6 protein-coding genes are annotated in these 13,065 nt (G+C 59.3%); 3 read left to right on the forward strand and 3 right to left on the reverse strand.

Annotated features, from left to right (window positions below; genetic code table 11):
• Positions 1-6 precede the first annotated feature (6 nt).
• The gene (gene treS, locus KQP88_RS11930; RefSeq protein WP_216705795.1) at positions 7-3,336 is read left to right on the forward strand and encodes a maltose alpha-D-glucosyltransferase; all 3,330 of its coding nucleotides are present in this window, start codon (positions 7-9) and stop codon (positions 3,334-3,336) included.
• A complete protein-coding gene (glgB, locus tag KQP88_RS11935) occupies positions 3,333-5,564 on the forward strand; it encodes a 1,4-alpha-glucan branching protein GlgB (RefSeq protein ID WP_216705796.1) in 2,232 nt (743 codons plus the stop codon). Before treS ends, glgB begins: the two co-directional genes overlap by 4 nt.
• A 112-nt stretch (positions 5,565-5,676) precedes the next feature.
• Here the strand turns inward: glgB and KQP88_RS11940 are convergent, their stop codons facing one another.
• Together KQP88_RS11940 and KQP88_RS11945 are read right to left on the reverse strand one after the other, a co-directional pair.
• Positions 5,677-8,343 (reverse strand): autotransporter family protein, encoded by a 2,667-nt coding sequence (locus tag KQP88_RS11940; protein WP_216705797.1) that lies wholly within the window; start codon positions 8,341-8,343, stop codon positions 5,677-5,679.
• 193 nt (positions 8,344-8,536) lie between these two features.
• A complete protein-coding gene (locus tag KQP88_RS11945) occupies positions 8,537-9,742 on the reverse strand; it encodes an MFS transporter (protein WP_216705798.1) in 1,206 nt (401 codons plus the stop codon).
• Positions 9,743-9,896: 154 nt separating this feature from the next.
• Here KQP88_RS11945 and KQP88_RS11950 point away from each other — a divergent pair, with 154 nt between their 5' ends.
• Complete coding sequence (locus KQP88_RS11950) at positions 9,897-11,027, forward strand: lactonase family protein (protein ID WP_216705799.1); 1,131 nt, start codon at positions 9,897-9,899, stop codon at positions 11,025-11,027.
• 208 nt (positions 11,028-11,235) lie between these two features.
• Here KQP88_RS11950 and KQP88_RS11955 read toward each other — a convergent pair whose 3' ends face one another.
• Positions 11,236-12,825 carry an ABC-F family ATPase gene (locus KQP88_RS11955; protein ID WP_201000476.1) on the reverse strand — a complete coding sequence of 530 codons (1,590 nt, stop codon included), beginning with the start codon at positions 12,823-12,825 and terminating at the stop codon, positions 11,236-11,238.
• Positions 12,826-13,065 lie beyond the last annotated feature (240 nt).

Here is a 13,065-nt window from a genome sequence, read left to right on the forward strand (position 1 = left end):
CCCGCAATGGCGAAGAAGAAAGCACCTAACGCCACATTCATCAACGACCCGCTCTGGTACAAGGACGCGGTCATCTATCAGGTTCACGTCAAGTCGTTCTTCGATTCCAACAACGATGGTGTCGGTGACTTTGCCGGCCTGATCGACAAGCTCGATTACATTGCCGAGCTGGGCGTCAACACCATCTGGCTGCTGCCGTTCTATCCCTCGCCACGGCGTGACGATGGCTACGACATTTCCGAATATCGCGATGTGCACAGCGATTACGGGACCATGGCCGATGCCAAAAAATTTATCGCTCAGGCTCACAAGCGCGGCTTGCGGGTCATCAGCGAGCTGGTCATCAATCACACCTCGGACCAGCACCCGTGGTTCCAGAAGGCGCGGCACTCCAAGCCCGGCTCCAAGGCTCGCGACTTTTATGTGTGGTCCGATACCGATCAGAAGTACGAAGGCACGCGGATCATCTTCCTGGACACGGAAAAGTCCAACTGGACCTGGGACCCGGTGGCCGGTCAGTACTTCTGGCACCGTTTCTACTCCCACCAGCCGGACCTGAACTTCGACAATCCCCATGTGATGGATGCGGTGCTGGATGTCATGCGCTTCTGGCTGGATCTGGGCGTCGATGGCCTGCGTCTGGATGCCATTCCTTATCTGATCGAGCGCGATGGCACCAACAACGAGAACCTGCCCGAGACTCATCAGGTCCTCAAGCGTATCCGCGCCGAGATCGATGCCCATTATCCTGATCGCATGCTGCTGGCCGAGGCCAATCAATGGCCGGAGGACACGCAACAGTATTTCGGTGACACCCACGGCCCGGATGGCGATGAATGTCATATGGCGTTTCACTTTCCGCTGATGCCGCGCATGTACATGGCGCTGGCTCAGGAGGACCGCTTCCCGATCACTGACATTCTGCGCCAGACACCGGAAATTCCGGCCAACTGCCAGTGGGCGATCTTTCTGCGCAATCACGATGAGTTGACCCTGGAGATGGTCACCGATCGTGAGCGGGACTATCTGTGGAATTACTACGCGGCCGACAAGCGTGCCCGCATCAACCTGGGCATTCGTCGACGTCTGGCTCCGCTGGTGGAGCGTGACCGTCGCCGGGTCGAACTGCTCAACAGCATGCTGTTGTCCATGCCGGGTACGCCGACGCTGTATTACGGCGATGAAATCGGCATGGGTGACAACATCTACCTGGGCGATCGCGACGGGGTTCGCACGCCGATGCAGTGGTCCATCGACCGCAATGGCGGTTTCTCGCGAGCCGACCCGGCCAGTCTGGTATTGCCGCCGCTCATGGACCCGCTGTACGGCTATCAGTCGGTCAACGTCGAAAGCCAGGAGAAAGACCCGCATTCCTTGCTGAACTGGAATCGCCGCATGCTGGCCGTACGTAAACAGCAGAAGGCCTTCGGGCGCGGCACCCTGAAAATGCTGTCGCCGTCCAATCGTCGCATCCTGGCCTACATTCGCGAATACACGGGGTCGGATGGACATAACGAGATCATTTTGTGCGTAGCCAACGTGTCCAGTGCCGCCCAGGCCGCCGAGCTTGAGCTGTCGGCCCATGCGGGCACTGTTCCGGTGGAAATGCTCGGCGGCAGTGCCTTCCCGCCGATCGGGCAACTGAGTTATCTGCTGACGCTGCCACCTTATGGTTTTTACTGGTTTCTTCTTGCCCCGGAGAATCAAATGCCCAGTTGGCACGTGGAACCTGCGCAAAGCATGCCGGACTTCCCCACGCTGGTACTCAAGAAGCGTCTTGAGGAACTGCTCGACGAGCCGTTGCGCAGCACGATGGAAAACACATCCCTGGCGGTCTATCTGCCCAAGCGCCGCTGGTTTGCGGGCAAGGACAAGGCCATCGACGATGTCCATATCGCTTATGCCGTGCGCTTTGGCGACCCGGCGCATCCGGTTCTGCTCAGTGAAATCGAGGTCACGGCCGGTGGTCAGCCAGAGCGCTATCAACTGCCTTTCGGGCTGCTGGCCGAAGACGACATCAGCAGTGCCTTGCCCCAGCAACTGGCGCTGGCCCGTGTACGACGCGGTCGACAAGTCGGTCTGATTACCGATGCTTTCACCTTGGAAACCTTTATCCGCGCAGTGATTCAGGGCATGCAGGATCAGACTGTACTGGCCAGCAGCGAAGGCGAGTTACGCTTCGAGCACACCTCGCAGCTGGCTCCGTTGGGACTCGGCGATGAGTCCGAGGTGCGCTATCTCTCCGCCGAGCAGTCCAACAGCTCGGTGGTGGTGGGCAGCAGTCTGGTGCTCAAGCTGATCCGCAAGGTCAGCGCCGGGACTCACCCTGAGCTGGAAATGGGTGCTTACCTGACCAATGCCGGTTATCGGAACATTTCGCCTTTGCTGGGTGCCGTGACCCGAGTCGGCAATGACGGGCAACCGCACCTGTTGATGATTGCCCAGGGCTACCTGAGCAATCAGGGCGATGCCTGGGAGTGGACCCAGAACAACCTTGAGCGTGCAGTGCGTGATGCCCTGGCTCATGGTGTGTCCGAGCAGGAGCAGCATTACAACGCCTTGCTGGAACTGGCGGACTTCTCCCGCTATCTGGGGCAACGGCTGGGAGAAATGCACCAGGTTCTGGCCGCTCCCACCGATAACCCGGATTTTGCGGTGCAGGTTACCAGTGTCAAGGACAGCCAGGCGTCGGCGATGAGCGTCGGCGCACAGCTTGATCGTGCCCTGGAGTTGCTCGATCAGCGCAAGGATTCGCTGGATGCCAATGATCAGCAACTGGTCAGCGACCTCATCGCCCGGCGCAAGTCCATCCAGAATCATGTGCAGGATCTGGCCAGACGCTCGGTGGGCGGTTTGCGCATGCGTGTTCACGGCGACCTGCACCTGGGCCAGGTATTGGTGGTCAAGGGCGATGCCTACCTGATCGATTTCGAGGGCGAACCTGCCCGCAGCCTGCCCGAGCGGCGCGCCAAACACAGCCCGTTCAAGGACGTCAGCGGCGTTTTGCGCTCTTTCGACTACGCTGCCGCCATGGCCGTGCGCAGCGCACAGAGCGTTGATACCTCCGAAGAGGCTGGCGTGGCCCGGAAGTCTGTGGCAGAAACCTATCTGTCTCAGGCCCGCGAGTCTTTTCTGAGCGGTTATCGCAAGGCAACCGCCGGTCTGGCCCATGAATGGAAAGACAAGACAGGGGAGAGCGCCGCGCTGGAATTGTTCACCCTGGAAAAAGCTGCTTATGAAGTGATCTACGAAGCCGAGAATCGTCCGAGTTGGTTGGCCGTGCCTTTGCAAGGCTTGCGTGGGTTGCTGGAATTATCCGATGGAGAAACCAAATGAATTTGCCTGACAAAATCGGCACGGGCCGCCAACCAATGCCCGCAGCCGTCGATATGGATGCGTTGATCCGTGCGGAGCACAGAGATCCCTTTTCCATTCTCGGGCCACATGACGATGGCGCTCACGGGCAGTTCATCCGCGCCTATCTGCCGGGTGCCTTGAGTGTCCGGGTGCTTGCCCAGGATGACGGGCGGGATCTGGGCGAATTGCAGATGAGCGAAGTGCCGGGTTTTTTCGTCGGGCATTTCGAGCAGGCACAGCCCTACCTGTTGAAGATCAACTGGGCAGGCGGTGAGCAGGTCACTGAGGATCCCTACAGTTTCGGTCCATTGTTGGGTGAAATGGACCTGTACCTGTTTGCCGAAGGCAATCATCGCGACCTGAGCAGTTGCCTGGGCGCACAGATCACCAACGTTGCTGGCATCGATGGCGTGCGCTTTGCGGTCTGGGCACCCAATGCCCGCCGGGTTTCGGTGGTAGGCAACTTCAATAACTGGGACGGACGCCGCCATCCGATGCGCCTGCGTCATCCCACCGGTGTCTGGGAAGTGTTCGTGCCTCGCTTGCAGGCAGGTGAGATCTACAAGTACGAGATTCTGGGCAGTCAGGGCATCCTGCCTCTGAAATGTGACCCGGTGGCCCTGGCAACCACCTTGCCGCCCGATACCGCATCAAAGGTCGCCAAACCTCTGCAATTCGACTGGCAGGACCACGACTGGCTGCATTCTCGTGGCGACCGCCACACCCATGCTGCGCCACTGTCGATCTACGAGCTGCATGCCGGTTCCTGGCAGATGGAGCAGAACGAGGACGGCAGCCAGTGGCGGCAATACAACTGGCGTGAACTGGCCGACAGGCTGATCCCTTACGTCAAGGAACTGGGTTTCACCCATATCGAACTGATGCCGATCATGGAGCATCCTTTCGGTGGCTCCTGGGGTTATCAATTGCTGGCGCAGTTCGCTCCCACGGCGCGTTATGGTTCGCCCGAGGACTTTGCATTCTTTGTCAACGCCTGCCATCAGGCTGAAATCGGCGTGATCCTGGACTGGGTGCCTGCGCATTTCCCTACCGATGCCCATGGCCTGGCCCAGTTCGACGGCACGGCACTGTATGAATACGGCAACCCTCAGGAAGGTTTTCACCAGGATTGGGACACCCTGATCTATAACCTGGGCCGCACTGAAGTGCATGGCTTCATGCTGGCCTCGGCGCTGCACTGGCTCAAGCACTTCCATATCGATGGCTTGCGGGTGGATGCCGTGGCGTCGATGCTGTATCGCGATTACTCGCGCAAGGCCGGAGAGTGGGTGCCGAACCGGTTTGGCGGTCGTGAAAACCTCGAAGCCATCGATTTCCTGCGTCACCTCAACGACGTGGTCGCCATCGAGGCACCGGGCACGATGGTGATTGCCGAGGAGTCCACGGCATGGCCGGGGGTGACCCAGAATACCCAGCAGGGTGGGTTGGGGTTCTCCTACAAGTGGAACATGGGCTGGATGCATGACTCGCTGCATTACATGCAGCAAGACCCGGTTCACCGTGCCCATCACCATAACGAACTGAGTTTCGGCCTGGTGTACGCCTGGTCGGAGCGTTTCATCCTGCCGATTTCCCATGATGAAGTGGTACACGGCAAGCACTCGCTGATCGACAAGATGCCGGGTGATCGCTGGCAGAAATTCGCCAACCTGCGTGCCTACCTGACCTTCATGTGGACGCATCCGGGCAAGAAGCTGTTGTTCATGGGTTGCGAGTTCGGTCAGTGGCGCGAGTGGAATCACGACGAGCAACTGGACTGGTACCTGCTGCAATATGCCGAGCATATCGGCGTGAAAAAGCTGGTATCGGACCTCAATCGTCTGTATCGCCAGGAAAAGGCCCTGCACGAGCGTGATGCCGAGCCGATGGGCTTCCAGTGGCTGATCGGTGACGACGCGGCGAACAGCGTGTTTGCGTGGCTGCGCTGGAGCAAGGAGGGCGAGCCGCTGCTGGTGGTCGCCAACATGACACCGGTGCCTCGTGAGGGTTACCGTGTGGGCGTGCCTTTTGCCGGGACCTGGGTCGAGTTGCTCAACAGTGATGCTGAAACCTATGCCGGGTCGAACCTGGGCAATGGTGGTGGCGTGCATAGCGAAGACAGCCCGAGCCATGGCATGCCGACTTCCGTTTCATTGAGCCTGCCGCCGCTGGCGGTGTTGATCCTCAAGCCTAAAGCGCAGGAGTAGCTTGAGTAGGAGCGAATTCATTCGCGAAGGTCCGTACATCCGAAGAGAATGTATCGCCTTCGATGACGTCTCGCGGATGAATCCGCTCCTACAGATTTACGCAGCGCCTTTCCTACCAACTCACTCTGACCCCCAGATTCCCCCGCAAACCATCCAGGTCATTGTCATCCAGATTGCTGCTGTAATCGGCGCTGAGGTAAAGGCTGATCTCACGGGACAATCTGGCTGTCAGACCCACTCCCATATCCGCCGTGGTGGACTTGTGTTCAGTCTTGATCCGGTCGCTGTAATCGAAGGTCAGGGTGTCCGAGCCGTCAAAGTTGTGCCACAGGTTGCCTTGCAAAAAGGGTTCGACCGGAATGCCACGCACCTGATAGCGTCCTTCAAGTCGCCCGCCAAGGCGTGCGCTGGTGTAGGGCTGTGAGTCGAAGGCGACATGGGAAATGCCATCGTTCTGGCTATCAAGATCGATACGCTGGTGGATTACTTGCGCCTGGGGTTCGATGATCCAGTCCGGGTTCAGCTCAATGGGATAACCTGCCTCGACTGAAAGACTCAGGGCATCGCCTTCAGTGTCCATACGAATTCCCCGTTGCGAGCGCGTAGAGCCATCTACCCGCGTGCCCATCGCCACGGCATCCACATACCAGCCTTTCGGGTCGATCAGGGTCCAGTACAGGCCCAGGCTGTCGCCCTGGATTTTCAGTTTGCCGGTGCGGCGATCCTTGAAGCCTTCGGCAAAGCCTTTGACGTGGCCGTCCATGCGTGTGTGAGCCACGAACAGGCCGATCCGCTGGGTGCGCCCGTTGCCGGTTTGCAGCGCCAGCAAGTCGTGGCCGATCTGATAACCCTTGAGCGATGCATCCAGGCTCGGGGCCACGGTGCCCGACCAGTCCTGCCTGAAGTCATTACCGAACAGGCGTGCCCAGCCGGCAGGTAACACGCCGGTTTCGGTCAGCAGGTTCTGGTCGCCCTGACGCTCATGGAAGGTGCCCAGTGAAGACAGGGCCAGTGTTGCGACCGCTGGCGTCACCACGGCGTAATTGGGAACTTCCAGGCGATACAGGGGAACCGGCGCAGCGCCACGTACCGGTTCGGGAAGCGGCGGGGTGCCCGGAGCCGGAACGGGCTGGGCGATTGCCGGTTGCACGGTTGGCGGTGTGGGATTTGTCGGTGTGGGGACTGGCGTTGGCGCAGGGGCTACAGGAGGTGTTGGAGGGGGGATGGGTGTGGGTGGCGCAGGAGGAGCGGGTGTCGAGGGTGGTGTCGGAGTGGGTGGCTCTGCGGCAGGCTCTTCGGGCACGGACATGGCCGCCAGAGGTGCGGAAATCACCGAAGAGCGCAGAAACCAGCTGTTCTCCGAGCCGGCAGTCGCGCCGCCTTTGAACAGGTAGTACTGATAGGCACCGACCGACAATGAGTTTTTCAGGGAGAAGGCCGAGTTATCGCTGGTTGCGCCGTTGGCGGCCTGTACCACCTCGATCCCGTTCTGCAGGGTCAAGGCCCCGGTGCCTCCCAGATTGCTGACGGCGATCTGAGTCGTACCGCTGATCGCTCCCCGGGAAACCACCAGCTTGTCACTGGGCGAGTTGTCACCGCCCAGCACCGATTGCAGCAACAGTTGTCCGTTGCTGCCCACGTAATTGCCATTGACCGTCAGTGTGTCACTGGCACTGCCGGTGCTCATGTCCAGAGTACCGGCGTTATTGAGTGTGACCAGGCCGCTGCTGGTAAAGGGCGAAATGCTGCCCGATACGGATGTCAGGGTACTGCTGGCATCGACATTCATGACCCCGGTTCCGCTGACGCTGTCTCCCAGTGTGAAAATGCCTGCCAGATCCAGTTGTGAGCCGTTATCGAGATTGACCGTTTCCCAATTGGCATAGCGTTCGGGCTTGGCGGAGGTGGTTGCATCGAAGGTCAGCAGATCCGTGCCTGCGCCGCCATTGAGCAGAGGGTTCGGCCCCAGATGGTTTTCATCCAGATTGCGCAGTGTTGCGCTGTCATTGTCGCTTTCCATCAACACGCTGCCGCGTATGGAGCCGCCATTGAGCCAGGTGAACGTGTCATTGCCAAAGCTGGTGCGTATCCCGCCACGAATCTCGCCGCCACTGACGGTCACCCGGTCGTTGCCACCGCTGATGCTGATCAGCCCGCCAATACTGCCGCCCGACACAATAATGGTGTCGCGGCCAAAGCCGGCCACCAGATTATTGACGATGGTTCCGCCCGACATGTCGAAGGTATTGTCATCCAGCTTCATATCCACGCGTCCGATACTGCCGCCGGTCATTTTTGCCAGGTCGCCATCCTCGAAAGCATTGCTGATCGTACCTCCCGTCATCAGGAAAGTGTCCAGGCCATCGCCCTGGGTCAAGGAGCGCATGGTGCCGCCACTCATTGCAAAGTCGTCGGGATCGAAGCTCTGGTTGACGTCTCCGGTAATGGTCCCGGCCGTGATATTGAACTGATCGACACCGGCTCCCTGATTGAAGTTGCCGACGATACTGCCCGAGTTCATGTCGATCCTGTCCCTTCCCGCACCATAGGTGACGCTGCCGATAATCGACCCCGTACCTCCGGCCGGGAAGACCAGCGTGTTGTTGCCGCCGGGATTGGTCAAAGGGCCGCTGCTGCCGCTGTCGCAGATCTGTACATCGCTGCCGATGGTGGAAACGAGGTCGCAGGCGCCATGGGCGTGTGGAGAAGCAAGGGTCAGGACTGCCAGGGGAAGGATTTGCAGGGGGTAGCGCAGAGGAAACCGATGATTGATTCTCATGACTGCTCTCTCTGGACACGTGGTCAGGGAGGCTGTTCATGGTTTCGCTACTGGCCTGTCCACCACGCAAGGGACGTCCATGTAGGGTTTTTATCAGCCTGATCAATGGCTAACAGAGCTAAGTCAAGATCTGATTGTCAGGGTCGTCAATTAGTTGACCGACAGGTGGTGTCAGCTTTGTCTGCCTGCAGGCTCAGAGGGCTTTTTGAGGGCGGCGTGATAACCAGAACGTCAGCGCCAGGGCGATGATCGACAGCAAAGAGGCATAAAAGAAAATCCAGCCATAGCCCTGACCCAGAGCAATGAAGCCCATCACGGGTCCGGCAATTGCCAGTGCCAGGTCGAAGAACACCGCATAGGCGCTCAGGCCTGCGCCACGACTGGTGGTGGGGACTTGCTTGATAGCCTCCACACCCAATGCCGGATACACCAGCGACAGCCCCAGGCCGGTCAGGCCCGCACCGGCCAGGGCAAAACCGGTGCTGGGCGAAAGCCACAGCATCACCAGGCCGACGGTTTCCACCGCCATGCACAGCATCGCCGCCGTGAAGCCGCCCAGGCGATTGATGGCGCCGATAAAGAGCAGTCGCGCAAGGATGAAGCACACCCCGAACATGCTCAGGCACCAGGCAGCGCCTTCCCAGCCACGGCTGATATAGAACAGGGTGATAAAGGTCGTCAGGGTGCCGTAGCCGATGGAAGAGAGTGTCAGCCCAAGGCCATAAGGCGCAATACGCCCGAACACCGACCAGTAGGGCAGGCGCTCGCCGGCAATCACCGGCACCGATGGCTTCTTGCGGATCATCACCAGTGCCAGGGCCGCCATGGCGATCAAGGCAATGCCCAGGCTGTTGAATCCTGTGTGATCGATCACTACGACCCCGACTGGCGCGCCAATGGCAATGGCGCCATAGGACGCGATGCCATTCCAGGAGATCGAGCGCGCCGTATGTTCCGCGCCGACCTTGCCAATGCACCAACTGATGGTGCCGACCCCGATCATGCCTTGGGAGACGCCGAGAAACAGACGCGCCACGATCAGAATCCACAGGCTGGCCAGCGGGATACTTTCCAGCAGCGTGGCGATCAGCGTCAGGACACCACTGATCGCTATCCCGCCCAGGCCAAGAACGATAGCGCGCTTGCTGCCCATATTGTCCGTCACCCGGCCGGCAAAAGGGCGGCTGAGGAGGGTGGCCAGGTATTGCGAGCCGATGGTCAGCCCGGCGACCACAGCGCTGAAGCCGAGCTGGTCATGCACATAGCCAGGCAGCACGGCAATCGGTAGGCCGATGCACAGGAAGGCGATGAAGGTATAGAAAACGATGGAAACGATCTGCAGCGTGATCGTCATGGAACTGGGCTGCGCTGAAGGTTTTTGACTTGAGGCGGCAGGCATCGGACTCGTTCGCTGGCAGGCGGTTGGAATGCAGTCATCATGGCCCGGTAACGGCTTAAATGAAAGCTTGCTAACAATCTGGTGGGGCGTATTGCTGTTATTCGTGACTAGTCATAGGATGACTGACCACAAACACAATAACAAAAGGTGCGGCATGAAAAGAAATCTCCTGTTGGCGGCTGCGGTTTCCTGCTCGTTCGGTCTGTCTGCTCACGCAGCGACTTTCGCCTACATCTCCAGTCCTGCGGACGGGCTCATTTCCCAGTACCGGCTGGATGCGAAAAGCGGAGCACTGAACCTGGTCGAGCAGACCAAGGCGGGCGATCAGGTCAATCCCATGGCACTCTCTCCAGATGGCAAGACACTGTTTGCCGCCTTGCGCGCCAAGCCTTATCAGGTGGTCGGCTTTGGCGTCGAGCCCGGAACGGGGCATCTCAAGCAGATATCTCAGGGGCCGCTGGCCGAGAGCCTGGCTTACCTGTCCACTGACCGTAGCGGTCGGTTCCTGATGGGGGCGTCCTATGGCGGCGACTTGCTGAGTGTCCAGCCCATCGATGCCCAGCAGCGCCCAAGCGACAACATTCAGACCTACAAGACCGGCCTGCATGCGCATTCGGTACGCACAGACCCAAGCAACCGCTTCGTGTATGCCGGTAACCTGGGCGTCGATCACGTCCTGCAATACCGACTGGAAAAGGACGGCACACTTGCGCCGATAGGGACGGGCTACGTCACCGTCGCAGACAAGACCGGCCCACGCCATCTGGCTTTCTCGCCGGACGGCAAATTCCTGTATGTGGTGGGAGAGATGAGCGGCACCGTGACCGGCTTTTCGATTGATGACAAGACTGGCGCGCTGACTCAGGTAGCTCAGGCTGCCGGTATCCCGGAACGCCTGAAACTCGCCCATGGCGAAGTGCGCGACGCCCGCAATAACGACCTCAAGGATGATCCGACTCCGCGCATCTGGGCGGCCGATATCCGCATGGCGCCAGATGGCAAACTGCTGTTTATCAGCGAGCGTACGTCCAGCAGCGTATCGGCTTTCAAGGTCGAGCCTTCGACCGGCAAGCTGACCTACCTTGAAAACTACGCGGTTCAGGAGAAGCAGCCACGCAATATCGCAGTCTCACCCGATGGGCACTGGTTGCTGGTGACGGGAGAGAAGAGCGAGGTCGTGGGCAGTTATTCGATTGGCGCAGAGGGCGCCTTGAAGCGAGTCAGCGAAGCACCGTCGGGTAAAGGTGCGCTGTGGATCGAGATGCTGGAGCAGCCTGGCACGTAAGACTGATGCCGTTCAGTTAATGCACAAACAACACTTGTGGGAGGCAGCTTGCTGGCGAAAAAGCTGTGAAAACGACAGATATTCTGCGTTTGTACTCTGAAGTCGCCAGCAAGCTGCCTCCCACAAAGTGATTTATTGACCTTGGATCGGCATTAACACGTAACGAATGAATCCGCCTCAAGGAGCGGACTCATTCGCGGCAGGCGTTTTAGATCACTACACCCTGGCTGCGCAGGTAGTCATCGTAGGTGCCGCTGAAGTCGATCACGCCGCTCGGGCTGAGTTCGATGATGCGGGTGGCCAGCGACGATACGAACTCACGGTCATGGCTGACGAAAATCAGCGTGCCCGGATAGTTTTCCAGCGCCAGGTTCAGGGCCTCGATGGATTCCATGTCCAGGTGGTTGGTCGGTTCGTCCATCACCAGCACGTTCGGCTTTTGCAGGATCAGCTTGCCGAACAGCATACGGCCTTGCTCACCACCGGAAATGACCTTGACCGACTTGAGGATCTCGTCGTTGGAGAACAGCATGCGGCCCAAGGTGCCACGAACCAGTTGTTCGCCGCCCTGAGTCCACTGGCCCATCCAGTCGAACAGGGTGCAGTCGTCTTCGAAGTCGTGAGCGTGGTCCTGGGCGTAGTAGCCGATTTCCGCTGACTCGGTCCACTTGATCGAACCGGCATCCGGCGTCAGATCGTTGACCAGAGTACGCAGCAAGGTGGTCTTACCGATACCGTTCGGGCCGATGATCGCAACGCGCTCGCCGGCTTCGACCGTGAAGCTGAAGTCCTTGAACAGCGTGTTGCCATCGAATCCTTTGGCCATGTGCTCGACCACAACGGCCTGACGGTGCAGCTTCTTGGTCTGTTCGAAGCGGATGAACGGGCTGACACGGCTGGAAGGTTTGACCTCGGCCAGCTGGATCTTGTCGATCTGCTTGGCGCGGGACGTGGCCTGCTTGGCTTTCGAGGCGTTGGCCGAGAAGCGGCTGACGAACGACTGCAGCTCGGAAATCTGTGCTTTCTTCTTGGCGTTGTCGGCCAGCAACTGCTCGCGGGACTGGGTCGCCACGGTCATGTACTCGTCGTAGTTGCCCGGGAACAGACGCAGCTCGCCGTAATCCAGGTCAGCCATGTGGGTGCACACGCTGTTCAGGAAGTGACGGTCGTGAGAGATGATGATCATCAGGCTGTTACGCTGGGTCAGAACGTTTTCCAGCCAGCGAATGGTGTTGATGTCCAGGTGGTTGGTCGGTTCGTCGAGCAACAGCACTTCAGGATCGGAAAACAGCGCCTGAGCCAGCAGGACGCGCAGTTTCCAGCCCGGCGAAACTTCGCTCATCGGGCCATTGTGCTGCTCGATGCCGATACCCAGGCCCAGCAACAGCTCGCCGGCACGGGACTCGGCGGTGTAGCCGTCCATTTCAGCGAATTCGGTTTCCAGCTCGGCAACGGCCATGCCGTCGTCTTCGGTCATTTCCGGCAGCGAGTAGATACGGTCGCGCTCGGCCTTGACCTTCCACAGCTCTTCGTGACCCATGATCACGGTGTCCAGAACGGTGAATTCTTCGTAGGCGAACTGATCCTGGCGCAACTTACCCAGGCGCACATTCGGCTCCAGCATCACCTGCCCACCCGAAGGCTCCAGGTCACCGCCCAGAATCTTCATGAACGTGGATTTGCCGCAGCCGTTGGCACCGATCAGGCCGTAACGGTTGCCGGCACCAAACTTGACCGAGACATTCTCGAACAAGGGTTTTGGGCCGAATTGCATGGTGATGTTAGCGGTGGAGATCAATTGCCTTACCTATCAATAACTTGGGAAATGCCGATGTGAGCCGTACCCCATAGGGCGGCTCGCTCCAGTCGGAGCTTGAGTGGTTCCAGCGAGGCATACGTCGATAGCAACCAGCCTGCCATGGGCGGGTTGCCGGAATATGAATGCGGGGTTCATGCCAGACTTTGGCGCGCATTGTCGCATAGGTGGGGCGGTAGTTGTACGGTGGTGGGTAATGAATGCGCGGCTTTCTTGTTGTCC

Source organism: Pseudomonas lijiangensis, assembly GCF_018968705.1.
Taxonomy (GTDB): domain Bacteria; phylum Pseudomonadota; class Gammaproteobacteria; order Pseudomonadales; family Pseudomonadaceae; genus Aquipseudomonas; species Aquipseudomonas lijiangensis.